The sequence below is a fragment of the Deinococcus multiflagellatus genome (assembly GCF_020166415.1).
Taxonomy (GTDB): domain Bacteria; phylum Deinococcota; class Deinococci; order Deinococcales; family Deinococcaceae; genus Deinococcus; species Deinococcus multiflagellatus.
Map to the genome: position 1 here is coordinate 78,395 of NZ_JAIQXV010000008.1, position 23,828 is coordinate 102,222.

The window sequence follows — 23,828 nt, forward strand, 5'->3', positions numbered from 1 at the left end:
CTCCCCACAACCCCCTTTACGCGTACTGCGCCCGCATCATCATGATCTTCAGTTCGTGGGCGCTGGTGGCGCTGGCCAGGGCGTCTTCCTCGGTCATCAGGCCCGCCTGCACCAGGCTGGCGAGGTGCTGGTCAAAGGTGTGCATGCCGCGGGCGCCGCCTTCCAGCAGGGCCTGCTTGATTTCCTCGGTGCGCTCCGGGTCCTTGATGCACTCGCGGACGGTGGGCGTGCCCAGCAGGATTTCCAGGCCCAGCACGCGCCCGCCCCCCGCCTTGGGCAGCAGGCGCTGGCTGATGATCCCCACGATGCTCTCGGACAGCCCCTGGCGAATCTGGTCGCGCTCGTGCGGCGCAAAGAAGTCAATGATGCGGTTGACCGTGCGAATGGCGTCCTGGGTGTGCAGCGTGGAGAACACGAGGTGCCCGGTCTGCGCCGCCGACAGGGCGGCTTCCACCGTTTCCTTGTCGCGCATCTCGCCAATCAGGATCACGTCGGGGTCCTGGCGCATGGAGGCGCGCAGGCCGTTGGCGAAGGTCAGGGTGTCCATGCCCAGCTCGCGCTGGCTGATCATCGCCGTCTTGTCCTTGTGCAGCACCTCAATGGGGTCTTCGAGGGTCACGATGTTCACGGGCTGCGTGTCGTTGATGTGGTCCAGCAGGCTGGCCAGGGTGGTGGTCTTGCCGCTGCCGGTGGGCCCGGTGACCAGAATCAGGCCGCGCTCGTGCTGCGCCAGTTGCTCGAAGGTCTCCTGGGGCAACCCCAGCTGCGCAAAGCTGGGAATGGGTTTTTCCTCAATCACGCGCATGATCAGGCCAATGCTGCCGCGCTGCCAGTAGGCGTTCACGCGAAAGCGCGCCAAGTTGGGGATGCCGTAGGCAAAGTCGGCCTCGCGGCGCAGCACAAACTCCTCCCACATGGCGGGGGTCATCATTTCCCGCGCAAAGCCTTCCACGTGGTCGGGGGCCAGCCGTGTCTCGCCGTAGCGTTTGATCAGGCCGTTCACGCGCCCGGCGGGCGGGCTTCCGGTACGCAGGTGGATGTCGCTGGCCCCTTCCTTGACCAGGGCAGTCAGAACGCTGTTGAGGACACTCATGGCGCCCTCAGGGTACGTGGGGGCCTCTTACAGTTTTGCTGCAGGCGAGGGCAGCGCCGCTGGCTGGCCCTGCGGCGGGGTCTGGGCCGGGGCGCCGCGCAGCCGCCGGCTCTCAAAGTCCGCGTGCTGCGAGAGGTAGCGCAGCCACGCCTTCAGGCTCAGGTCGCCGTACTGGTTGTGCGGGGCGCTCAGGGTGTCGTCGGGGGCCTCGCGCTGCAGGCGCCGCGCGAGGTCCACCGTGGCCGCGCGGGTGGCGCTCACCTGGGCACGCAGTTCGGGCAGGGGCGTGTCCTGCGGCGGGCGATGGGGGTGGTAGGTGGCCTCGGCTGGCGCCTGACCGCGCAGGGCGGCCTCAATGCGGCTCTGGCCCCAGCGCTCAATGCCAATGATGTGGCCCAGCAGTTCGCGGTTGGCGTGGGTGTCGGCGGCGCGCTCGCTGCGGCCCGCCAGGAAGGTGCCCGACCGTTCCAGGCTCTGGGCGAGGTCGCTGTACGAGGACCGCGAGGCCGGGCGTTCCAGCACGCGGCTGACCACCAGCCCCGTCACCTCTTTCTTCCGCGTGCGGGCCAGGTACGCGGCGCCGGCCGCCACCCCCACCGTGGCGACCGTGACGAGGGCGGGCACATAGGGATTGGCACGTCGGCTCATGCCGCATGGTACGCGCTGCGGGTCTGGGAAGTTTCAGACCGGGGTACACTCCACCACGCCGCCGGGCGTGCCGATCAGCGCCACCCGGGAATCCGGTGGGCAGGGCAACTGCGCGGGCAGCATCAGCGGGTGGGCCAGCGTGTACTCCGGCAGGCCCAGCCCCAGGCCGCGCGCGCCCCAGCCAAAGCCCTTGCCCAGCCGCCCGCCCTGGGGGTCGGCGGCCACGCAGGCCAGCACGGCAGCCTGAGCGCCTTCGGTGGTCAGCTTCGGCTCGCCGTACGTGGGCATGGCGCTCAGGCGCGCGCCCCGGGGGTCGGTCAGGTGCCAGGCCCAGCCCTCTTTTTTCTGGTGGGGCACATACAGCGTCTTGCCCGCCTTCAGCGCCAGGGTGCGCAGCGGGTACAGGGCGCGCTCCGGGCCCACGATCAGGGTGTGCAGGGCCGCCACCTGCGGGTGGGCCAGCAGCTGGGCGGCGGCCTTGCGGGCGTGGGTAAAGTTCGGGCAGTGCCCGTGCGGCGGCAGCGGGTAGGCGCAGGCGCGGCGGGCTTGCAACTCGTCCCACACCTGCTCGCGGTAGGCCCCAGCGGTCAGCATGCCGCCCAGGCTAAGGACCTCGCCCCTCCCAATTCAACGTTTCAGAAGAGCGCCGAAACGTTTCCATTCTCGGTGCGAGGTCCTTTTTTCGCCTCTCGCTCTGCGGCGCAGCTGTTCCAGCCCGCTCGGTTGATCTCAAGATCAACAGCGAGTGACTTAGGTCATCTGGCGGCGGCGCGCGGCGGGGGCCCTGGCCTACACTCGGGCCCATGACGGCACAGGGCTTGGTGGTGCGGGTGGCGGCGGCGGCGTACCCGGTGGATTTTCTGGAGGGCTGGACGGCCTACGAGGCCAAGCTCTCGCGTTGGGTGGGCGAGGCGGCGGCCCAGGGCGCGCAGCTCCTCGTCTTTCCCGAGTACAGCCCGCTGGAACTGATCAGCCTGCTGCCCCGTGCCCTGCACCACGACGTGCTGGGCATGCGCCCGGCGCTGCAGGCCTTTCTGCCCGAGTTCCTGGCCCTGCACGCCCGGCTGGCCCGCCAGCACGGCGTGGGGATCGTGGCGGGCAGCTATCCGGTGGCCCAGGGCGAGGGCTTTGTGAACCGCGCCTACGTGTTTGGCCCCGACGGCACCCAGACCCACCAGGACAAGCTGCTGATGACCCGCTTTGAGGCCGAGGAATGGGCCATTGCCCCCGGCGAAGGCGTGCGTGTGTTTGACCTGCCGCTGCCCGGCTGGACGCTGCGCTTTGGCATTGCCATCTGCTACGACAGCGAGTTCCCCACCCTGGCCCGCCAACTGGCTGAAGCCGGCGCGGAACTGCTGGTGGTGCCGTCGTTCACCGGCAGCCGCGCCGGGTACACGCGCGTGCGGGTGGGCAGCATGGCCCGCGCGCTGGAAAACCAGTGCTACGCCCTGCACGCGCCCCTGATTGCCCATGCCCCCTGGACCTACGCGGTGGAAGACGCCCACGGCGCCGCCGGCATTTACGCCCCCGCCGACAACGGCCTGCCCGCCGACGGCGTGGTGGCGCAGCGCGGCTGGAACGAGACCGGCTGGCTGGTGGCCGACCTGGACTTGGCCCTGACCCGCCATGTGCGCGCCGACGGCCACGTATTGAACTGGCGCGACCGGCAAATAGGCCAGAGCCGCCCCGGCCCCGCCGAGGTGGTCCCCCTGGCGGCCGAGGTGCCCGCATGACCGCCCCCACCATTCGCCGCCTGACCCTGGCCGATGCCCCCGCCTACCGTGCGGCTCGTCTCGCCGCCCTGCGCGCCGACCCCGAGGCCTTTGTGACCACCGCCGAGCAGTTCGCCGCGTGGCCGGCTGAACGGCTGGCCGAGCGCCTCGCCCCCGACGCCCCCGGCGTGACCCTGGGCGCCTTCCTGAACGGCGACCTCGTGGGCCTGCTGACCCTGATGCGCGAGGAGCCCCCAACCCAGGCGCACCGCGTGAACATCTTCAGCGTGTCGGTGGCCCCAGCGGCGCGCGGGCAGGGCGTGGGCGAGGCGCTGGTAAGGGCCGCCATGGACCACGCCCACACTTGGCCCGGCGTGACTTCACTTCACCTCACCGTCATGGACACCCAGCACGCCGCCCGGCGCCTGTACGAACGCTGCGGCTTTCGCGTGTGGGGCACCCAGCCGGACGCGGTGCGCCGGAACGGGCGGGTACATGAGGAGCATTGGATGTGGTTGCCCCTTTAGCTTTCAGGGTGTGGGCCGAACTGGAAACTGGCTGATCTGTGCCTCCCACTGCGCTATCAGCTTGCGCAGACCCTCCTCGGTGAGGGGAAAGTCGAGCCAGCATTCCAAGATTTCACCAGTTTCTGACCAGGCTGGTGAATGGTCCAGTTCGTGCGCAAAGGGCGGCAGATACTCTGAACTCAGCGTGACGCGCAGGTGCAGGTGGTCGTCCCGTTCAGGGTGTCTGAACCAGGGCGAACGGGCTGCGATCATCAAGCAGGGTTCGGTAAAGGATTCCTCGCTGCTCAGCACGGTCCCCTGCCAGCCAATAAAGGTCGGGGCGTATTCTGCCACCTCTTTCAGCCAGGTCCCCAGTCGCTGCGCCTCCTGCGCGGTCAGGCAGGGGTCAATGACGTCCCAGGTGCGGCCATCCGGCAAGTGCAGATGCAGCCGCACATTCAGCCAGTTGGCGTCCCATTCGTCGGTGGCCTCCGGAAACTGGTAGTCCACGATCTCGAGAGACAGGTGAAGGCCGCCACCGTTCTGCAACTGCATGTCTCTTGATTTTACCCGTCCCTGCCGCACGGACAAACCCGCCCTCACGCCCGTACACTGCCCCCATGCCTGTCACCCTGTCCGACCGCCTGAGCGCCGAACTCTCCGGCCTGCGTGAAAGTGGCCTGCTGATCAGCCCGCGCGTGCTGGACGCCCCGCAGCACGCCCGCACCACCGTGGACGGGCGCGAGGTCGTGAACCTTGCCAGCAACAACTACCTGGGCTTTGCCGACCACCCGGCCCTGAAGGCGCGCGCCGCCGAGTACCTGGAGAAATGGGGCGTGGGCGCCGGGGCCGTGCGCACCATTGCGGGCACCCTGCGCATTCACGAGGAACTGGAAGAGCAGATTGCGGGCTTCAAGCACACCGGCAGCGCGCTGGTGCTGCACAGCGGCTTTTCCACCAACCAGGGCGTGCTGGGCGGCCTGTTGAAAGAAGGCGACCTCGTGGTCAGCGACGAGCTGAACCACGCCAGCATCATTGATGGCCTGCGCCTGACCAAGGCCACCCGCAAGGTCTTCAAGCACGCCGACCCCGAAGACCTGGACCGCGTGCTGCGCGAAAACCCCACCGAAGGCCTGATCATGGTGGTCACCGACGGGGTGTTCAGCATGGACGGCGACGTGGCCCCGCTGGACAAACTCGTTGAGGTGGCCCGCAAGTACGGGGCCGTGACCTATGTGGACGACGCCCACGGCAGCGGCGTGATGGGCGCGCAGGGCCGGGGCACGGTGCACCACTTCGGCTTTGAATACGCCGACGACGTGATTCAGGTGGGCACCCTGTCCAAAGCCTGGGGTGGGGTGGGCGGCTACGCGGCCGGGCACGCCAACCTGCGCCAGCTGCTGATCAACCGTGCCCGGCCCTACCTGTTCTCCACCGCCCAGGCTCCGGCCACCGTGGGCGCCCTGGCCGCCGCCCTGGACGAGGTGCAGCGCGACCCCACCATGATGGAGCGGCTATGGGACAACACCCGCTTCTTCAAGGCGGAGTTGCAGCGCCTGGGCTTCGATACCTTTGGCAGCGTCACGCCCATTACCCCGGTCATTTTCGGGGAAGCGCCCGCCGCTTTCGAGGCCAGCCGCCGCCTGTTCGACGAGGGGATTTTTGCCGTGGGCCTGGGCTTCCCGACCGTGCCCCGCACCCTGGCCCGCATCCGCAACATCGTGACCGCCGAGCACACCCGCGACGATCTGGAACAGGCCCTGGCCGCCTACGAGAAGGTGGGCCGCGCCCTGGGCACGATTGGGGGCTGAGGGCGGTGCTCTTTGAGGGCTACACCGCCGACGAACGCCTGGCCCTGCCGGATGAGCAGCTGCGGGCCCTGGCCCTGACGGACGAGCCGGTGGTGTTCCGCATCGGCTCGTCGGAGGTGCTGGGGCAATTCACGGTCTCGGGTGACACCCTGATCCTCGAACTGGCCCAGATTGACGACGGCGGCGAGGGCGTGCTGGCGGCCCTGGCCAGCCGGTACGCGCGGCAGCAGGGGCTGGGGTTTGTCGAGTGGCGCGTGCATGCCCTGCACTGCGCCCGGCCCAACCTGAGGCTGCGGCGGATGATGGAACTCAAGGGGTTGACGGTCCACACCGTGCCTGGGGTGGGTGAGTGCCTGTGGCGCCGCGTGGCGGCGGGGCCTGCCTGACCCTGCCCTTTTTTCCCTCCTGTCCCGGGCGGCGCGCCCTATCATGCCCCCATGACCAAGCGGCCAGCGGTGGGCGACCGGCAGGACAAGGGGCAGGACGTGCAGGCGATGTTCGCCGCCATTGCGCCCCGCTACGATCTGCTGAACCGGGTGCTGAGCCTGGGCGTGGACCGGGGCTGGCGCCGCGCGGCGGCCCAGGAGGCGCTGGCCTTGCAGCCCCGCCGCGTTCTAGACGTGGCCACCGGCACCGCCGACTTCGCCTTGGAACTCAAGAGCCGCGCTCCAGCAGCCGAGGTGATCGGCAGCGATTTCGTGCCGGAGATGCTGGCGATTGGCCGCGAGAAGGCCCAGGCCCGCCACCTGAAGATCGCTCTGGAAGAGGGCGACGCCCTGAACCTGCCCTACCCCGATGGCAGTTTCGACGCCGTGACCTGCGCCTTCGGGTTTCGCAACTTTGCCGACTACGAGCGCGGGCTGGCCGAATTCTGGCGGGTGCTGGCGCCGGGGGGCCGGGCGGTGATTCTGGAGTTCCCCCCGCCCCGCCCCGGGCTGTTTGGGGCCCTGTTCCGCTTTTACTTCCAGCACGTCCTGCCGCGCATAGGCGCGCTGGTCAGCGGCAACGCCGGGGCCTACACCTACCTGCCCGAAAGCGTGCTGGCCTTTCCCGAGCCGGCGCGGCTGGAACGCATGATGCAGGCCACGGGTTTTCGCACCCGCTATCGGCTGCTGACCTTTGGCATTGCCGCCATCCACGTCGGCGACAAGCTGTAGGGCTCAGCGGCTGGCGCTGAGAAGCCGGCCCTGGCCCAGCCACAGGCGCAGGGCGCAGGCCAGCAGCAGGGCGCCCAGCGGAAAGGGCACCGCGCCCAGGTCCATGCGGGCGTCCACCCCCCGCGTGAACGACCCGAAGCGCCCACGCACCTCGCCCGCGTAGTGGCGCAGGTTGACGTCCAGGCCGTCGGTAAACGAACCGTAGCGGCCCGTCACGGTGTCCGGGGTGAAATTCAGGCTCACGTCCACGCCCTCGGTGTAGCCCCCCAGGCGCACGGTCATCACGCCCGCCGCAATCTGCGCGCGCACGTCGAAGCCGTGGGTGACCCCGCCCACACGGCCCAGCAGCACGCCCTCGTCAATCCAGACCGTGACATCGGTGCCGTCCGTGTAGCCGCCCACGCGCCCCTTCAGGCGCTCGCCGTCCCAGGTGGCTTGCAGGGCCACCCCATCCGCAACACCGCCAAAGCGGCCTGAGAGAGCATCCATAGGGGGATTATGGGTGATGGTTCATGGGTGATGGTGGATGGAAAAAGAAAGGGCAGGCGGCGTCATGGGTGCGCCAGCCTGCCCCTTGTCGGTCGAAGGGGATGTTTCCATCAACCATCAACCTTCGACCATCACCCCTTACAGTTCCAGCAGCATCCGCGCGGGGTCTTCCAGTAGGTTCTTGATCATCACCAAGAACTGCACGGCTTCCTTGCCGTCAATGATGCGGTGGTCGTAGCTCAGGGCGATGTACATCATGGGGGCGATCACCACCTGCCCGTTCTGGGCAATGGGGCGCTCAATGATGTTGTGCATCCCCAGAATCGCGCTCTGGGGCGCGTTGATGATGGGGGTGCTCATCATGGAACCGAAGGTCCCGCCGTTGGTAATAGAGAAGGTGCCGCCGGACATATCCTCCAGCGTCAGCTTGCCGCCCTTGGCCTTGGTGGCAAATTCAGCGATCTGCTTCTCAATGCCCGCGAGGCTCATCTGGTCGGTGTCGCGCAGGATGGGCACCACCAAGCCACGGTCACTGGCCACGGCAATGCCAATGTCGTAATAGCCGTGGTAAATGATGTCCTTGCCTTCCACGCTGGCATTGACGACCGGGAAGGCCTTCAGGGCCTCGGTGGCCGCGCGCACGAACAGGCTCATGAACCCCAGCTTGGTGCCGTGCTTCGCCACGAACTGGTCCTGGTACTTCTTGCGCAGGTCCATGGCCGGCTTCATGTTGACCTCGTTGAAGGTGGTCAGCAGGGCCGCCGTGTTCTGCACGTCTTTCAGGCGCTCGGCAATGCGCTGGCGAATGCGCGTCATGGGCACGCGCTGTTCGGGGCGCGCGCCAGCCGGAATGTGGGCGGCGGGCACCACAGCGGGGGTGCTGGGCTGCTGAGGCGGCGCGGCCTGCTGGCTCACCGGCCGGGCGGCGTCCTGGGGGCCCTGGTAGGTCAGGCCACCCTGCGCGGCGGCCACAGCGTCGGCCTTGGTGATGTTGCCCCGGGGCCCGGTGGCAGGAATCTGGGCGGGGTTCAGACCCTGCTCGGCCACGATCTTGCGCACGGCGGGCGAGAGGTCGTCGCGGCGGGTGGCCTCGTTGCCGGCGGCACCCGCCTGGGCGCTGTCGGGCTGCGCAGCGGTGCCGCCCGCCGAGGTCTCGCCCGCCACCGGGCCAGCGGCGGGGTCAGCAGCGGGCGCGCTGCCTGCGTCCCCCACCACGCCCAGCACCTCTTCGCTCAGGACGGTGTCGCCCTCGTTCTTGGCGGTGCTGACCAGCACGCCGTCTTGCAGGGCAGTGACTTCCAGCACCACCTTGTCGGTTTCAATCTCGGCCAGCACCTCGCCGCGCTTCACGGGATCGCCGGGCTTCTTGTGCCACGCCAGCAGCGTGCCTTCGCTCACCGACTCGGAAAAAACAGGAACCTTGATGTCCGCCATAACGCCCTCTGTTATACCCCCCGGCGGCTGTGACTGGGCCGGGAACGCAGGCCCAGGGCCGCCCGGCTGTCTCTGCGGGCGGGCCGCGCCCTTTGGCTTAGGGGCCAGTGCGTCATGCGGCGAATTTCGGCGGGCGCGGCGGGCCGCTAGCGTAGGGCAGAGCAAGGGGCGCGCGCCTGACGCCGCCTCCGGAGGTGTTGCCATGACCAGACTGAACCAGATTATCGCCGTGGAAAAGGGTGTGAAAAGCCGCTCTTTTGCCGAACTCACCGACGCCCACCAGCAGTTGCAAAAGCCCACCCTGCTGGGCGGTATTGCCCGCACCTACCGCCCCAAGGACGAGGAAGGCGAACTGCTGCCACCCGAATCCACCCGCGTGCAGGTGAAAGCCGAAGAGGTGGTGCGCCAGACCGCCCAGATTCTGACCGGGCTGTTTGACGTGACCGCCACCAAGGACTGGGCCAACTGCCAGGCCAAGGCCGACGTGGTGGTGGGCGAGCGCGTGCTCCTGAAACAGGTGCCGGTCAGCTACCTTCTGTTTCTGGAAAAGCAGCTCACCGACCTGAACACCTTTCTGCGCAAGCTGCCCGTGCTGGACGCCAGCGAAAGCTGGACCTTCGACCCGGGTGCCGACGCCTACGCCACCGAGCCCATTCAGACCGTGCGCACCCGCAAGATTCCGCGCAACCACGTCAAGGCCGAGGCCACTGACAAGCACCCCGCGCAGGTGGAGGTGTACTACGAGGACGTGACGGTGGGCTACTGGCGCACCGTGAAGTTCAGCGGCGCCCTGCCCGCCCAGCGCGTGCACGAGTTGCAGACCCGCGTGCAGAAGTTGCAGCAGGCCGTGAAATTTGCCCGCGAGGAAGCGAACAGCTTTGAAGTCACCGAGCAGAAGGTGGGCGAGCGGGTGTTTGCGTACCTGCTGGACAGCTGAGCCATAAGTACACCGGCGCCGGAACCTCCATACGGGGTTCCGGCGCCTCCGTTGGCGTACGCCACCCAGCGCATGTGGAGTGCAGACCTAGTCTTTATCCTGAGCCTCGGAGTACCACGCTGAGGCTCAGCCTCAAGCTGACAGGAAGGCCGCGTTTCAATGCAGGTTCGAGTCCTGCGCCCGCCACCACTGCGGCGGGGTAGCCCAAACCGGTAGAGGCGGCGGCGGCCCTTCGAAACACAAGCTCAAGCTCCCACTCCAAGCTGAGCATTCGCCGCTGAGGGTCCAATCAAGGGCGGCCGGTCGGACAAGCCGAGGTCAGGGGTTCAAAACCCCTTCGCTCCTCCACCCACGGAGCGGTAGCTCAGCCGGGAGAGCACGGCTGCTGAGCATGAACCGGACGCTTAAACGCCGTGGACCCGTGCAATTCAGTGGCACCCCAGGGGCGGAGGACCGGACATGTCCTTCGCTCCACCTCTTTGATGGGCAGAAAAAGCCCCCGGGGATGTCCCCAGGGGCTTTTCAGGTGAACCTTACCCGTCCTGCTGCGCGGTCTGGGCCAGTTCCTTCTGGTCCTGCACGACCTCGCGGCTGATCTTCTCGCCCAGGGCGTCGGCAATCACCTTGGCCTGTTCCTTGGCGTGCACGCTGGCGTACCCGGCGGCGGTGCTGGCGGCGCGTGGGCGGGTGGCGCTCTTCAGGGTCTGCCCGGGGGCCAGGATCTTTTCCAGGTCCTCCCAGATCATCAGCCACGCGCCCTGGTTCTCGGGTTCTTCCTGGGCCCACACGACCTGCGCGCCGGGGTGCTTGGCCAGTTCCTGGGCCAGGGCCTGGGCCGGGAAGGGGTAGAGCTGTTCCAGGCGAATCAGGGCGGTGCCGGCGTAGCCATCCTTGTCGGCATCGCGCGCTTCCACCAGTTCCCAGTGTAGCTTGCCAGAGCTGATCACCACGCGCCGGGCGCTTTGCACCGTGTCGTCGCCAATGACCTCGCAGAAGCGGCCCTCGGCCAGCTCCGAGAGCGGGCTCATGGCCTGCTTGTTGCGCAGCAGGCTCTTGGGGGTCATCACAATCAGGGGCTTGCGGTAGGGGCGCAGCACCTGACGCCTCAGGAGGTGGAAGATCTGCGCGGCGCTTGAGGGCACCACCACCTGCATGTTCTTCTGGGCGCACAGCTGCAAGTAGCGCTCCAGGCGGGCGCTGGAGTGCTCGGGGCCCGCGCCCTCATAGCCGTGGGGCAGCAGCAGCGTCAGGCCGCTGAGGCGCTGCCACTTGCTTTCCCCCGCACTCAGGAACTGGTCAATGACCGCCTGCGCACCGTTGGCAAAGTCCCCGAACTGCGCTTCCCAGGCAATCAGCGCCTTGGGTTCAGAGGTGGAGTAGCCGTATTCAAAGGCCATCACGGCTTCTTCCGAGAGGGTGGAGTCCACCACTTCCACGCGGCCCTGCTCCGGGCGCAGGTGGGCCAGGGCCATGTATTCCTCGTTCATGGGGTCCTGGGCGTTCTGGTCGTGCAGCACGGCGTGGCGGTGCACAAAGGTGCCGCGCCCCGAGTCCTGGCCCACCAGCCGCACGCCGTAGCCCTCGTCCAGCAGGGTCGCGTAGGCCAGCATCTCCCCCATGCCCCAGTCCAGGGGCTGCTCGCCGCGCGCCATGGCCTGCCGGGGCTTGATCACCGTGCGCTCAATGGTGCGGTGCACCTTGAAGCCTTCGGGGACCTCGGTCAGCTTCAGGCCCAGGTCGGTCAGCTTGGCCTGGGGCACGCTGGTGGGCACCTCGTCGCGCCAGTGGGTGCCGGTGTACTCGCTCCAGTCCACGGCCAATTTGCTCTGGGCCGCGTTTTCCATCTCTTCGACCACAGCTTCGCCCGCGTCCAGCTGGTCGCGGAAGCGCTCGACCAGGCGGTCGCCCTCGCCGGGCTCCAGCACGCCCGCGCCCTCCAGCATCTTGGCGTACAGGGCGCGGGTCCCGGGGTGCTGGTCAATCTCGCGGTACATGATCGGCTGGGTCATGCGCGGTTCGTCGCCCTCGTTGTGGCCGTTGCGGCGGAAGCAGATCAGGTCAATGAAGACGTCCTTGCCGAACTCCTGGCGGTAGGCCAGCGCGAGGTCGCCGCAGAAGGCCACGGCTTCGGGGTCGTCGCCATTCACATGCAGCACAGGCGCGTTGGCAATCTTGGCCACGTCGGTGCAGTAGCGGCTGGAACGGGTGTCGCGCGGGTCCGAGATGGTAAAGCCCACCTGGTTGTTGATGACGATGCGCACTGCCCCGCCCGTGGAAAAGCCGCGCAGCCGCGAGAGGTTCAGCGTTTCCATGACCACGCCCTGCCCGCTGACGGCCGCGTCGCCGTGCACGGTGATGGGCAGCACGCTGCGCCGTTCCACGTCGCCCCGGCGGTCCTGGCGCGCGCGCACCGAGCCGTGCACCACGGGCGAGACGATTTCCAGGTGGCTGGGGTTAAAGGCCAGCGCGAGGTGCATGGGGCCGCCGGGCGTGCGCACGTCGCTGGAATAGCCCATGTGGTATTTCACGTCGCCCGCTACGTCGGGGTTGTCGCTGAGCTTCTTCTTGCCGTCGAACTCGTCGAACAGCACCGAGCTGGGCTTGCCGAAGATGTTCACCAGCGTGTTCAGGCGGCCCCGGTGGGCCATGCCCAGCACGACTTCCTTCACGCCCGCCTTGCCCGCCTGCTGAATAATGCGGTCCAGCAGCGGAATAAAGCTCTCGCCGCCTTCCAGGCCGAAGCGCTTGACGCCGGGGTACTTGTTTTTCAGGTACAGTTCCAGCCCCTCGGCGGCCGTGAGCTTTTGCATCAGGCGGCGGCGTTCCTCGCGGCTGTACCCGCCCCGGCCGCGCCCGGCCTCAATGCGCTCCTGAAACCACGCGCGCTCGGTGGCGGGCAGGTAGTTGAACTCAAAGCCAATGGCGCCGCAGTAGGTGGTGCGCAGGTCCTCAATGACCTGGCCCAGCGGGCCGCTGAACGTGCTGTCGTGGACGTGCTCGTTCAGGTCGGCCGCCGACAGGCCGTAGTACTCGGGGGTCAGTTCGGGGACCACCGGCAGGCCGCGCATTTTCAGCGGGTTGGTGCGCGCGCTGATGTGGCCGTACACGCGGTAGGCGGTGATCAGGGCGCCCGCCGCCTGCTGCGCCCCGCTGACGCCCTGGGGCACCGGCAGCACGGCCTGGCCCCGGCGCTGGGTGCCCAGCTGGTAAAACGCCTGCTGAATGGCGGAATGCGCGGTGTCGGGCGCGCCGGCGCGCACCTCGTCGAAGTAGGCCCGCCACTGCGGGTCCACACTGTTCGGGTCAGCCAGGTAGGCCTCGTACAGCCCCTCGATAAAGGCCGCGTTGCCCCCGGACATGATCGTCTGCGACTGCGTCATAACGCCTCAGCATACCGCCCGGTGTCGCGCGAAATGGCACCCCAGCGCCGCCTGTTTGTCCCTGGGCGCGTAACCATTCCCAGGGGCTGGACAGAGGTCTGCGGCCCGGCCTGCCCCCAGACGCGGCACCATAGGCCCATGCCGCATTCCGCCTTTCAGGCCACCCACCCCGAGTTCCTGAGCCTTTTTCCTGAAGGCGCCGCCCCCGAACGGCTGGGCGAGGGGTTTACCTGGACCGAGGGGCCCGTGTATGTTCCGGCGCGCCGGGCCGTGATCTTCAGCGACGTGCGCCAGAACCGCACCTGGGCCTACACGGACGGCGGCGAGCTGCGCGAGGAACTGAACCCCAGCGGCCACCAGAACGGCCACTGCCTGGACGCCCAGGGGCGCCTGATCGCCTGCTCGCACGGCCAGCGCGCGCTGCTGCGCCAGGAAGAAGACGGCACCTGGACCACCCTGGCTGAGCGCTTTGAAGGCCACAGATTCAATTCCCCCAACGACGTGGCCCTGCACCCCGACGGCAGCCTGTGGTTCTCGGACCCCAGCTACGGTCTGGACAAGCCGGAGGAAGGCGGCACCGGCGCGCCCATGGAACTGCCGGGCCGCTGGGTGTTTCGCCTGGGCCCGGACGGCGAACTGACCGCCCCCATCCGCGACCGCCAGAAGCCCAACGGCCTCGTCTTTGCTGACGCCCGCACGCTGCTGCTGGCCGACACGGGCGACGGCGTCACCTACCGCTACGAGGTGGAGCCAGATGGCCGCGCCACCTGCGCGGGTGAGCACTTCCGCGTGGCGCCCGGCAAGACCGACGGCCTGCGCGTGGACGGGGCCGGGCGCATCTGGAGCAGCGCCGGGGACGGGGTACATGTGCTGAGCGCGGACGGCCAGGAACTGGGCCGCATCCTCTTTCCCCAGACGGTCAGCAACCTGTGCTTCGGCGGGCCGGAGGGCACCACGCTGTACGTGACGGCCAGCACCGAATTCTGGCGCGTGCCCACCCGGGTGCGCGGCTGAGGGCTCGGCGGGCCACAGCCCCAAGAACGCCTGAAGGCCGCGCCGGGGGCCGGGTGCCTACACTGGGGCATGTACCTGCTGTCGCGCGTGGCCCTGCTGCTTGGCGTCATTCTGCTCATCGCTGCGGCGGTGCTGCTGGGCAAGGATGTCATTGACATCAACCAGTTGCACGCTGTGGCCAACGCCAACCGCAGCACCAACTTTCCCAGCCCGCTGAACAACGTGCTGATCACTGTGGGGCTGGCCGCAGTGGGCGGGCTCCTGGCCGGACTGGGCCTGCGCCGCGCTGAACGGCCGCGCCCTGATACTGAAGCCGGGCGCCCTTAACGCCTGCGCTGCCGTTGAGCGGCCTGAGACGCCCCCGCGTGCCCTGGAGGTGTTCTGGGGCCACGCGGGGGTCAACTGTTGGTGGGGGGGGAGGCTTGCGCGCCACACAAGGCTCGGCGGTCAAATCCGCTCAAACGCTCCGCTGCTCACCGCATGGAGGCCAAGAAGAGGCCCCTATGCGCGCCACGGTCCAAGGCCTTTGGGGCGGCGGCCCAGCCGGCGCCTGCCCTCAACCCCGTCCGTCCCCAGATGAGGCGGCCCTTGAGGGGTTCTTCAACCGTGTGGTGTAACACAGAAAAACCAACGTCACTTAAAAGACAGCCGGGCGCCGGCCTCCTACCATCGGTGGACATTCCAAGCAGTGCCCTTCCCAGGAGGCCGATATGAACGGTAAACGCGCCCTTTCTCTTGCCCTGTTGCTGCTGACCCCTGCCCTCGCGGGCGGTGGTCCGGCGGTGTCGCGCCCGGCGGGCACCACCATCAACCCATTTGGTACGGCGGTGCCCGTGACCCCGGTGACGCTGGCCGATCTGCAGCGGGGCGGCGGCGTCCTGACCCTGGTCACCGGGCGCAACGTGGTGGCCGCCACCGTGCGCGGGCCCACGGTCCTGCTGGCCGCGGGCAGTGCGCCCGCCACGGCCGTGGTGGTCACGCGCGGCACCGGGGCGCAGCGCTACGAACTGCAGACGCCAGTGGCCCCCGGCACCCCCGTGGCCGTGGGCAGCGTGCGCCTGCTACCGGTGGCACCGGTAACCCTGCTGCCCGGCCAGTTGCCCGCTCCCGCGCCTGTGGCGACCCCCACGCCCGTCACGGCCCCGGTGGCGGGCGGCACCACGCCCCCCGTTGCCACCCCGCCTGCGGGCGGCACGAGTGGGCGCGTGACCATCTGCCACCGCACCGGCAGCGCCACGAACCCCTATACCCTGATCACGGTGAGCGCCAATGCCCTGAGCGCCCACCGCAACCACGGCGACATTATCCCCGCGCCTGCGGGCGGCTGCCCGGTCACCGTGAGCGCCCCCGGCACCACGCCGCCCTCTCCCACGCCGCCGTCCCCTACGCCGCCCAGCCCCACGCCCCCCAACCCCGCGCCACCCGCCCCCACGCCCCCTGAAGGCGGCTCGGATAACGACAAGGTGACCATCTGCCACCGCACGGGCAGCGAGACCAATCCCTACAACCTAATCACCGTCAGCCGCAACGCCCTGAGCGCCCACGAGGGCCACGGTGACATCATCCCGGCGCCCGCCGAAGGGTGCCCCACCACGGCCAGCGGTGCGGCCCCCAGCCCGACCCCACCCAGCCCGACTCCACCCAGCCCCACCCCGCCCAACCCGGCGCCCCCCAGCCCCACCCCGCCTGGAGGCGGCTCGGACAATGACAAGGTGACGATCTGCCACGCCACGGGCAGCGCCAACAACCCCTACAACCTGATCACGATCAGCCGCAATGCCCTCAGCGCCCACGAGGGCCACGGCGACATCATCCCCGCGCCGCCCGAGGGCTGCCCCACCACGCCCCCTCCCGGCAACGGGAATGGCAACGGCAACGGCAACGGCAAATAAGCAGGGCAGGAAAAGAGGGGAGGCCGGTGCATTCGCTGCACCGGCCTCCTTTCGTGGCCCCAGCTCTTTAACCGCCCAGCGCGGCGACCAGTTGCGCCTTGCTCATGGCGCTGCGGCCCCTGATCCCCTGCTCGCGGGCGCGGTTGTACAGCTCGTCGCGGGTCAGCTCGGCCAGGGCCCTGTTGGGGTTGCCGGTGCCCTGGGTGCGCGTGTTCGGCGTGCGCCCTTCCTCGCGGCGGTGCTTGTTCACCGTGCGGGCGGCAATCTCTTCGGCGCGGTCTTCGGGTTCGCCGCGTTCCAGGGCACTGCCTTTGATGTGCTCGTACTGCCGCTCGTCTTTGTTGGTCCAGGCTTTGGGCATGGGGACCTCCTGGGCCTGACCGTAGGCCAGGGGCCATGAAGGGCGGTGAGGGAGGTCTTCAGGCCCCGTCACCGTTCACCACAAAGGCCGCTGCACCAGTCCACCCCTCGGGGCACTGGCACAGCGGCAAAGGGCGGCGCGGCCCTACTCAGTCAGGGCGCGGTTGAGGCGGGCCTTGTCCTCGGCAATCTTGCCCAGAATAAAGAAGGTGGGCGCCCAGTGGCCCACGAACAGGCCGTCGCGCTCCTTGTCCGAGGACTCGTCTTTAAAGTATTGCGAGGCACTGAGCAGAATCGAGCCGAAGCCCAGCAGATACAGGATGTTGTGCAGTTTCATAGCCACACCTCCGGGAAAAAGAGGACAGGGGGGCTGGCCCCGCCAGGGCCAGGCCGGGGGCACGCAGAGCAGACGGCTCCGGCGTGGGCAGGGGAGGACTGCCCCGGGACGAACACCCCCAGCAAAGCGCAGCCCCCGCGCCCAGAACGTACGGGTGGGCACCCTATGAAGGGCGCCTGAGGGGCGGCTCAAGCGACGCCCTGGGGCGGGAGTGCTCCTGGGCCCTGCGTTATGACTTCCCGGAAAAGAGGCGGCTTCGGAAGAATCGAGGGCTCTGTGGAGCCACACGGCCGACGCTCTCAGCGCGAAATGCGGTCGCGGTAGGCCTCGGTCGCGGCGGCCTCCAGGGCCGGCACGAAGGGCAGCAGTTCGGCGTCAATCCGGGCGGCCTCGGCGCTGCTGAGGGTGAGCTGCGGCGCACTGGGCCACGCCTGCACCACCTGCAGCCGGTCGGCGGTGGGGGGGTGCGACTGGTCCAGGCGCACGCGGTGCTGCGCTTGCTCCTGGCGGGCCTGCTGCCACTGCGCCGGCGGCAGGGTGTCGAGCATGTGGCGGAACTCGGCAAAGGCGTGGGGGCGCTGGGGCTGGTGGCGCTGCTTGTGCAGGGCGCTGTCCAGCAGGTGGGCCATGTGCAGCCGGTCCAGCAGGCCTGCCTTGGCCGCCGAGCCAGCCACCCGCGCGGCCAGCAGATCCGCGCGGTATTCGGCCGCCTGCTGGCCGGCCCCCACCAGCCCCAGCAGCAGGTGGGCCAGGCCCAGGGGCAGCAGGGCTGCGCCCTTGAGGAGCAGGTTCCCCACTTTTTCGGGCAGAGTGGCGCGCGCCTCCATAATGGGGTCGGGCCACAGGACGCTGACGGTCTGCTCCAGCACGGTCAGCGCGTGGTGCACCAGCCCGCCCCGGGTGGGATCGCCATTTTTCAGGTGCGCGAGTTCGTGGGCCAGCAGCGCCACCCGTTCCTGCGGGCCCAGGCCGTACCACAGCGCCAGCCCCAGGCCCAGCGTGGGTTCGCGGCGCGGCCCGTGCAGGCCCATGAAGGCGTTGGCCTCTGGCGTCAGGACGATCTGCACCGGGCGCGTCACCCCGGCCGCCTCGCCCACCCGGCGCAGCAGCGCGTGTAGTTCGGGGGCCTGGGCTTCAGTCAGGCGCGCCCCTTCAATGCGGTGAACGCGGGGCCGCGCGGTCCAGGCAAACAGCAGCAGGGGCAAGGCCCCCAGCCCACAGGCGATCCGGGTGCCCTGGCTCAGCCCTCCCAGCCCCAGCGCGCGCAGCAGCAGCCACCCGCCCAGCAGGGCCAGCGCCGCAAAGCCCAGCAGCACCAGCGCGGCCAGCGCGTGGCCCAGCGCCGCCCGGGGGGGCACGGTGGGCGAGGCATGAGCGGTAAACAGGTCACGCAGGCGCGCGGCTTCGCGGTCCGCCACCCGCTGCCACACCCGGTCCATTGCGCTCTGCGGGGCAAGTTCATAGCGGAACCCAACGTCGTTGGAGGGCCCCCCTTCAACGACGTTGGGGCGAACGAAGTGAGTCTCCGTGAAAGACAGCGGCAGAAGTGGAGTTGAAGGGCTGCTGTTGAGCCCTTCAATGGAACTGGCAGCCGCTGTCGACGTCACAGCCCCAGCATAGGGACAGCCAGCCGCGTCTGCTGCCCAGCTTTACTCGCCCCCGCCGGGGGAGACCACCGCCTGCACCCGGCCCACCTGTCCGGTGGTCAGGCGCACCTTGATGCCGTGGGGGTGCGAGGGCGAGCGGGTGAGCAGGGCCGCGACCACCCCACGGGTGAGCCGCCCCGAAGCTTGGTCCTGTTTCTGCACGATGTCCACGGTGAGGCCGGGGCGAATCTGGGAACGGGGAGGATCCATGACCGCACGGTACGCCACACTTGCGCCCAACGTGATCGGACGGTCAAGGCGGGCATCAGGCTTGGGCTGGGGGCGCGGTTTACCCTGCACGGGCAAGCAGGCACCCCACCGCAAGTTCAGTCCACAGGAGGCGAGCGCACATGGGCATGTTAGACGGCAAGGTGGCCTTTATTACGGGCGGCGCCAGCGGCATTGGCGCGGGCACGGCGCGGCGGTTTGCGCAGGAAGGCGCGCGCGTGGTCCTGGCGGACGTGCAGCCTGAGGAGGGCGAGAAATTACGCAGCGAGATTGCCCGCGCAGGTGGTGAGGCACTGTACCTCCAGTGCGACGTGAGCGACGCCGACTCGGTGCGGGACGCCATTGAGGCGACGGTGGCCGCGTACGGGCGCCTGGACATCGTGTTTGCCAACGCGGGCATCAACGGTGTGTGGGCCCCCATTGACGAGCTGCAGCCCGAGGAGTGGGACAAGACCCAGAGCATCAACCTGCGCGGCACCTACCTGACCGTGCATTACGCCGTGCCGCACCTGAAGCGCGCGGGGGGTGGCAGCATCCTGATCACCAGCAGCGTGAACGGCAACCGCACCTTTTCCACGCCGGGGGCCAGTGCCTACAGCGCCTCCAAGGCCGGGCAGGTGGCCTTTGCCAAGATGATCGCGCTGGAACTGGGCCGGCACAACATCCGCTGCAACGCGGTGTGCCCCGGCCTGATTCACACCAACATTCAGGACCGCACCGACCAGCGCCACACCGAGCGCATTGGCATTGAGGTGGAACTTCCCAAAGGCAGCCCCGCCCTGCACGGCGGCGAGGGCGAGCCGGTGGACGTCGCCGACGCCTGCCTGTTCCTGGCCTCGGACCTGGGGCGGCATGTCTCCGGCATTGAGCTGTACGTGGACGGCGGCGCCTCGCTGCTGCGGTAGAGGGGAAAAGGAGAGGCCCCGCCCAGATAGAGGGCGGGGCCTGGAGGGAACGCGCTTTACACCTCCAGCGCCAGCTTGTCCACGTCGTTCAGCAGGGGCGTGCCCGCCGGGTATTCCCCGTTGAAACACGCCAGGCACAGGCCCGGCCCGTTCACGGCCTCCCGAATGCCCTGTTCGCTGATAAAGGTCAGGGTGTCGGCACCGATCAGCTCCCGGATTTCCTCGATGCTGTGCGTGCTGGCGACCAGTTCCTTGCGGGCGGCGGTGTCAATGCCGTAAAAGCACGGGTGCTTGATGGGCGGGCTGCTGACCCGGAAATGCACCTCGGTGGCGCCCGCCTCGCGCAGCAGGTTCACGATCTGGCGGCTGGTGGTGCCGCGCACGATCGAGTCGTCCACCAGCACCACGCGCTTGCCCCGCACCGCGCTGGTGGGCGAGAGCTTCATCTTCACCTTCAGCTCGCGCGCTTCCTGCGTGGGAGCGATGAAGGTGCGCCCCGCGTACGGGTTTTTGTACAGCCCGTAGTCAAAGGGAATGCCGCTTTCCCGCGCGTAGCCGATGGCCGCGCCAATCCCACTGTCGGGCACGGGCACCACGATATCGGCCTCCACGGGGTGCTCCTTGGCCAGCTGGTGGCCCATGCGAATGCGGCTCTCGTGGCTGTCCACGCCGTCCAGCTGGCTGTCCGAGCGGGCAAAGTAGATCCACTCGAAGGCGCACGGGGTGGGCACCCGGGGCTCCACCATCAGCGAATGCAGGCCGCTGCGGTCCACCCACACCAGTTCGCCGGGCTGCACGTCGCGGATCAGCCGCGCGCCCACCGCGTACAGGGCGCAGGGCTCAGAGGCCATGACATACGCGCCGTCGTCGCGCTGGCCAATCACCAGAGGGCGCACGCCGTTGGGGTCGCGGAAGCCCAGCAGTTGCGTGCGGCTCATGAGGACGCAGGCAAAGCCGCCGCGCAGTTCCTTCATGGCGGCGGCGGTGGCCTCCACGAGGTCCAGGTCAGCCTCGCGGGCAATCAGGTTGAGCATCACCTCGCTGTCGTTGGTCGTCTGGAACAGCGCGCCCTGCATCAGCATGGCGTTGCGGACCTCGCGGGCGTTCACGAAGTTGCCGTTGTGCGCCAGGCCCAGAATCCCTTTGTTCGTGCGGGTGGTCAGCGGCTGGGCGTTGAAGCGCAGGTTACTGCCGGTGGTGCTGTAACGCACATGCCCAATGCTCACGCGCGCGTTGGCCAGCCGCACCGCGTCCAGGCGCCGCTCGTCGAACACCTGCGTGACCAGCCCCAGGTCTTTTTCCACATGAAAGCGCTCGCCGTCACTGACGCACATGCCCGCCGCTTCCTGGCCCCGGTGCTGCAGGGCGAACAGGCCCAGGTAGGTCAACCAGGCGAGGTCGTTGGGTTCGGGTGAATACAGGCCGAACACGCCGCATTCGTCCTGGGGTTTGTCGGTGGCGGGGTCGAAGATCATGGGTGAGTCCTTGAGGCTCCCTCTCCCCTTGCGGGAGAGGGCTGGGGAGAGGGGAACTGGGTCGCAAAGTGAGCAGCGCTGAGGTGATGCAAGTCGCAATATTGACGCTGATGGCATTGCGATTTACACATGCTGAAGGAACGCAGCGAGCGCGGCGTCTTCGTCGTGACGCGACACCAGAGGAACGGATCTTGTGGGCCGCCCTCAGAAATGAGCAGCTGGGAGTCAAATTTCGCCGTCAGCAGCCTCTGGGCTTCTACATAGCCGACTTCGTGTGTTTCGAGCGCGCCTTGGTCGTTGAGGTGGACGGTGGGCAACATGCCCAGCTCGCTGGACAGGCCTACGACGCTGCGCGCACGGCGTATCTGAATGGCCGCACGTTTCGGGTCCTGCGGTTCTGGAACCATGAGGTGCGGGGCAATCTGGACGGCGTTCTGATGCGAATTCAGGAAGAACTTGGGCATTCGGTGAGTGGGTCGTAGTCTCCCCTCACCCCAGCCCTCTCCCGCAAGGGGAGAGGGAGCAGGGCGTTGTGTCGGCCGTGCCCAACCAGTGCTCATCCCAGAATCCCCTTCAGGGGCGTCTCGTACGCGGACTTGAGCGTCTCAAGGTTCACGCTCAAGTGTATGTGGTGGGCCGGCAGGGCAATCGTGACGCTGGTGCCACCGCTGACGCCCAGGCGGGCAAACGGCACGCCGCGCGCCGTCAGCGCCGCTTCCACGCCCGCTTCATCGCGCGTGGCAATCACAATGCGGCTGTGGGCCTCGCCGTACAGCACGGCGTCGGGGCGCAGGTGATCCGGGGCGTCCAGGGTGACCTTCAAGCCCGTGTTCCCCGCAATCGCCATCTCGGCCAGGGCCACGGCGAGGCCGCCCTCGGCGCAGTCGTGGGCGGTGTCGGTCAGGCCGGCGCGGATCAGGTGCAGCGCGGCGTCAATCACGGTCTGCTCGCGGTTCAGGTCCAGGGGCGGCACCTGGCCGGCTTCCAGGCCGTGAATGGTTTCCAGGTACTGGCTGGCGCCAATGGTCCCCGCGTGCTCGCCAAGCAGGTACAGCGTCTGGCCCTCGCCCTTCAAGTTCAGGGTGGCGCGCTTGGTCACGTCGGGCAGCACGCCCACCATGCCGATGGTCGGGGTGGGGTGAATCGCCACGCGCTCCTGGCCTTCGGTGTACTGGTTGTACAGGCTCACGTTGCCGCCTGTGACCGGGGTGTTCAGCGCGCGGCAGGCGTCGGCAATGCCGTGTACGGCGCGTTCCAGCTGGTAATACACCTCGGGGCGGTGGGGGTTGCCGAAGTTGAGGTTGTCGGTGATGGCCAGCGGCGTGGCGCCCACGCAGGCGAGGTTACGGGCGGCCTCGGCCACGGCGGCGGCGGCGCCCGCGTAGGGGTCCAGGTACACGAAGCGCGGGTTGCAGTCGCTGGTGGCGGCCACGCCCATGCCCGAGCCCTTCACCCGCATCACGGCGGCGTCGGCGGCGCCGGGCACGACCACGGTGTTCGTCATCACCTGATGGTCAAAGCGTTCAAAAATGGGCCGCTTGCTGGCAATCGTGGGGTGAGACAGCAGCTCGGTCAGCACCGCGCCCAGGTCGCCGGGGACGGGCACGCCGCTCAGGTCCTGCTCGCGCTTGGCCCGAATCTCCTCGGACTCCACGCCCTCGCGGGTGTACTTGGGGGCCTCGTTCAGCAGGTCCACCGGCAGGTCGCACACCACCTCGCCGCGCCACGTCAGGCGGTAGTTGTGGTGCTCTTCCACCTGCCCAATGGTCACCACGTCCAGTTCCCACTTGGCCAGCAGGTCCAGCAGCGCCTGTTCCTTGCCGGGCACGGGGACCAGAATCATGCGCTCCTGCGATTCGCTGAGGCACAGTTCCATCGGCACCATGCCTTCCTCGCGGGTGGGCACCAGGTCGAGGTTCATGGTGATGCCCAGCCCCGCGCGGTAGGCCATCTCGCAGGTGCTGGACACCAGGCCGGCGGCGCCCATGTCCTGCACACCTGCCACCACGCCCGCCTGAATGGCTTCCAGGGTGGCTTCCAGCAGCAGTTTTTCCATGAAGGGGTCGCCCACCTGCACGGCGGGGCGGTCGGCCTGACTGGCATTGCTGAGGTCCGCCGAGGCAAACACCGCGCCGCCCAGGCCGTCACGTCCGGTCTTGCTGCCCACGTACACGATGGTGTTCCCGACCTCGCCCATCGTGCCTTTGGCCAGGTCCTCGTGGCGCAGCAGGCCCAGGGCCATGACGTTTACCAGCGGGTTTTCCTGGTAGCTGGGGTGAAAGGTCACCTCGCCGCCCACGGTGGGCACGCCAATGGCGTTGCCGTAGTGGGCAATGCCTTCCACCACGCCGTTCACCAGAAAGCGGGTGCGGGGGCTGTCGGGGTTGCCAAAGCGCAGGCTGTCCAGCACGGCAAAGGGGCGCGCGCCCATGGCGAAGATGTCGCGCAGAATGCCGCCCACGCCGGTCGCCGCGCCCTGGACGGGCTCCACGGCTGACGGGTGGTTGTGGCTTTCCATCTTGAAGGCCACGCCCCAGCCGTCGCCAATGTCCACCACGCCCGCGTTCTCGCCGGGGCCCTGCAGCACCTGCGGCCCGGTGGTGGGAAAGTGCCGGAACAGGGGGCGGCTGTTCTTGTAGCCGCAGTGCTCGGACCACATGGCCCCCACGATGGCGGCTTCCAGGGCGTTGGGCTCGCGGCCCATGCGGGACACGAGCAGGTCGAATTCGTCCGTCGTCAGGCCAAAGGTGCCGGCGCGGTCACGGAGAGACTGGGTCTGGGTCATGAAAGCTCCTTGGGAGGGA

General features: G+C 68.5%; 24 protein-coding genes and 1 tRNA gene. 12 read left to right on the plus strand and 13 right to left on the minus strand.

Going from position 1 to position 23,828, the window contains the following annotated elements:
* Positions 1–16 precede the first annotated feature (16 nt).
* The 3 genes from K7W41_RS11475 to K7W41_RS11485 are packed head-to-tail and all read right to left on the minus strand — an operon-like array spanning position 17 to position 2,335.
* Complete coding sequence (locus K7W41_RS11475; RefSeq protein WP_224608317.1) at positions 17–1,093, minus strand: PilT/PilU family type 4a pilus ATPase; 1,077 nt, start codon at positions 1,091–1,093, stop codon at positions 17–19.
* A gap of 27 nt (positions 1,094–1,120) precedes the next feature.
* Positions 1,121–1,741, minus strand: coding sequence for a DinB family protein (locus K7W41_RS11480; protein WP_224608320.1), 621 nt, complete (start codon positions 1,739–1,741; stop codon positions 1,121–1,123).
* Positions 1,742–1,774: 33 nt separating this feature from the next.
* Positions 1,775–2,335, minus strand: coding sequence for a 5-formyltetrahydrofolate cyclo-ligase (locus K7W41_RS11485; protein ID WP_224608323.1), 561 nt, complete (start codon positions 2,333–2,335; stop codon positions 1,775–1,777).
* A gap of 209 nt (positions 2,336–2,544) precedes the next feature.
* Between K7W41_RS11485 and K7W41_RS11490 the strand changes: the two genes are divergently transcribed.
* Both K7W41_RS11490 and K7W41_RS11495 read left to right on the plus strand, forming a co-directional pair.
* Positions 2,545–3,474: a carbon-nitrogen hydrolase family protein gene (locus K7W41_RS11490; RefSeq protein WP_224608326.1), complete on the plus strand. Its 930-nt coding sequence runs from the start codon at positions 2,545–2,547 to the stop codon at positions 3,472–3,474.
* The gene (locus K7W41_RS11495) at positions 3,471–3,980 is read left to right on the plus strand and encodes a GNAT family N-acetyltransferase (protein ID WP_224608329.1); all 510 of its coding nucleotides are present in this window, start codon (positions 3,471–3,473) and stop codon (positions 3,978–3,980) included. The genes K7W41_RS11490 and K7W41_RS11495 overlap by 4 nt, the downstream gene beginning before the upstream one ends.
* Before the next feature lie 3 nt (positions 3,981–3,983).
* Here K7W41_RS11495 and K7W41_RS11500 read toward each other — a convergent pair whose 3' ends face one another.
* The gene (locus tag K7W41_RS11500) at positions 3,984–4,514 is read right to left on the minus strand and encodes a WapI family immunity protein (RefSeq protein WP_224608332.1); all 531 of its coding nucleotides are present in this window, start codon (positions 4,512–4,514) and stop codon (positions 3,984–3,986) included.
* 65 nt (positions 4,515–4,579) lie between these two features.
* Between K7W41_RS11500 and K7W41_RS11505 the strand changes: the two genes are divergently transcribed.
* The 3 genes from K7W41_RS11505 to ubiE are packed head-to-tail and all read left to right on the plus strand — an operon-like array spanning position 4,580 to position 6,927.
* A complete protein-coding gene (locus K7W41_RS11505) occupies positions 4,580–5,770 on the plus strand; it encodes a BioF/Kbl family PLP-dependent acyltransferase (protein WP_224608334.1) in 1,191 nt (396 codons plus the stop codon).
* A gap of 5 nt (positions 5,771–5,775) precedes the next feature.
* Positions 5,776–6,156: a hypothetical protein gene (locus K7W41_RS11510; RefSeq protein WP_224608337.1), complete on the plus strand. Its 381-nt coding sequence runs from the start codon at positions 5,776–5,778 to the stop codon at positions 6,154–6,156.
* Between the two features lie 51 nt (positions 6,157–6,207).
* On the plus strand, positions 6,208–6,927 hold the full coding sequence (gene ubiE / locus K7W41_RS11515; protein WP_224608340.1) for a bifunctional demethylmenaquinone methyltransferase/2-methoxy-6-polyprenyl-1,4-benzoquinol methylase UbiE: 720 nt from the start codon (positions 6,208–6,210) through the stop codon (positions 6,925–6,927).
* A 3-nt stretch (positions 6,928–6,930) separates the two neighbouring features.
* On the opposite strand, the gene K7W41_RS11520 is transcribed toward ubiE, so the two are convergent.
* Both K7W41_RS11520 and odhB read right to left on the minus strand, forming a co-directional pair.
* Entirely contained in the window at positions 6,931–7,416 is a 486-nt protein-coding gene (locus K7W41_RS11520) for a hypothetical protein (RefSeq protein ID WP_224608343.1), read from the minus strand.
* A 138-nt stretch (positions 7,417–7,554) separates the two neighbouring features.
* A complete protein-coding gene (odhB, locus tag K7W41_RS11525) occupies positions 7,555–8,850 on the minus strand; it encodes a 2-oxoglutarate dehydrogenase complex dihydrolipoyllysine-residue succinyltransferase (RefSeq protein WP_224608346.1) in 1,296 nt (431 codons plus the stop codon).
* A gap of 202 nt (positions 8,851–9,052) precedes the next feature.
* On the opposite strand from odhB, the gene K7W41_RS11530 reads away from it, so the two are divergent.
* A complete protein-coding gene (locus tag K7W41_RS11530; RefSeq protein WP_224608384.1) occupies positions 9,053–9,787 on the plus strand; it encodes a DUF7873 family protein in 735 nt (244 codons plus the stop codon).
* Between the two features lie 353 nt (positions 9,788–10,140).
* Positions 10,141–10,261: transfer RNA gene (locus K7W41_RS11535), tRNA-OTHER, on the plus strand.
* Positions 10,262–10,320: 59 nt separating this feature from the next.
* Here K7W41_RS11535 and K7W41_RS11540 read toward each other — a convergent pair.
* The gene (locus K7W41_RS11540; RefSeq protein ID WP_224608387.1) at positions 10,321–13,167 is read right to left on the minus strand and encodes a 2-oxoglutarate dehydrogenase E1 component; all 2,847 of its coding nucleotides are present in this window, start codon (positions 13,165–13,167) and stop codon (positions 10,321–10,323) included.
* A gap of 138 nt (positions 13,168–13,305) precedes the next feature.
* On the opposite strand from K7W41_RS11540, the gene K7W41_RS11545 reads away from it, so the two are divergent.
* The 3 genes from K7W41_RS11545 to K7W41_RS11555 all read left to right on the plus strand — a co-directional run bounded on the left by K7W41_RS11545 (position 13,306) and on the right by K7W41_RS11555 (position 16,073).
* Complete coding sequence (locus tag K7W41_RS11545; protein ID WP_224608390.1) at positions 13,306–14,181, plus strand: SMP-30/gluconolactonase/LRE family protein; 876 nt, start codon at positions 13,306–13,308, stop codon at positions 14,179–14,181.
* Positions 14,182–14,250: 69 nt separating this feature from the next.
* Positions 14,251–14,508 (plus strand): hypothetical protein, encoded by a 258-nt coding sequence (locus K7W41_RS11550; RefSeq protein WP_224608393.1) that lies wholly within the window; start codon positions 14,251–14,253, stop codon positions 14,506–14,508.
* 383 nt (positions 14,509–14,891) lie between these two features.
* Entirely contained in the window at positions 14,892–16,073 is a 1,182-nt protein-coding gene (locus K7W41_RS11555) for a hypothetical protein (RefSeq protein WP_224608396.1), read from the plus strand.
* 67 nt (positions 16,074–16,140) lie between these two features.
* Here the strand turns inward: K7W41_RS11555 and K7W41_RS11560 are convergent, their stop codons facing one another.
* From K7W41_RS11560 to K7W41_RS11575, 4 genes are all read right to left on the minus strand, one after another.
* Positions 16,141–16,434, minus strand: a complete 294-nt coding sequence (locus K7W41_RS11560) for an addiction module toxin RelE (protein ID WP_224608399.1) — start codon at positions 16,432–16,434, stop codon at positions 16,141–16,143.
* Positions 16,435–16,578: 144 nt separating this feature from the next.
* Positions 16,579–16,770: a hypothetical protein gene (locus K7W41_RS11565; protein ID WP_224608402.1), complete on the minus strand. Its 192-nt coding sequence runs from the start codon at positions 16,768–16,770 to the stop codon at positions 16,579–16,581.
* 299 nt (positions 16,771–17,069) lie between these two features.
* A complete protein-coding gene (locus K7W41_RS11570) occupies positions 17,070–18,209 on the minus strand; it encodes a M48 family metalloprotease (RefSeq protein WP_224608405.1) in 1,140 nt (379 codons plus the stop codon).
* Positions 18,210–18,419: 210 nt separating this feature from the next.
* Positions 18,420–18,626 carry a YwbE family protein gene (locus K7W41_RS11575; RefSeq protein WP_224608408.1) on the minus strand — a complete coding sequence of 69 codons (207 nt, stop codon included), beginning with the start codon at positions 18,624–18,626 and terminating at the stop codon, positions 18,420–18,422.
* Between the two features lie 140 nt (positions 18,627–18,766).
* On the opposite strand from K7W41_RS11575, the gene K7W41_RS11580 reads away from it, so the two are divergent.
* A complete protein-coding gene (locus K7W41_RS11580; RefSeq protein WP_224608411.1) occupies positions 18,767–19,549 on the plus strand; it encodes an SDR family oxidoreductase in 783 nt (260 codons plus the stop codon).
* A 56-nt stretch (positions 19,550–19,605) separates the two neighbouring features.
* Here the strand turns inward: K7W41_RS11580 and purF are convergent, their stop codons facing one another.
* The gene (purF, locus tag K7W41_RS11585; RefSeq protein ID WP_224608414.1) at positions 19,606–21,024 is read right to left on the minus strand and encodes an amidophosphoribosyltransferase; all 1,419 of its coding nucleotides are present in this window, start codon (positions 21,022–21,024) and stop codon (positions 19,606–19,608) included.
* A gap of 110 nt (positions 21,025–21,134) precedes the next feature.
* Between purF and K7W41_RS11590 the strand changes: the two genes are divergently transcribed.
* The gene (locus K7W41_RS11590) at positions 21,135–21,506 is read left to right on the plus strand and encodes an endonuclease domain-containing protein (RefSeq protein WP_224608597.1); all 372 of its coding nucleotides are present in this window, start codon (positions 21,135–21,137) and stop codon (positions 21,504–21,506) included.
* A 74-nt stretch (positions 21,507–21,580) separates the two neighbouring features.
* Here the strand turns inward: K7W41_RS11590 and purL are convergent, their stop codons facing one another.
* On the minus strand, positions 21,581–23,809 hold the full coding sequence (purL, locus tag K7W41_RS11595) for a phosphoribosylformylglycinamidine synthase subunit PurL (protein ID WP_224608417.1): 2,229 nt from the start codon (positions 23,807–23,809) through the stop codon (positions 21,581–21,583).
* Positions 23,810–23,828 lie beyond the last annotated feature (19 nt).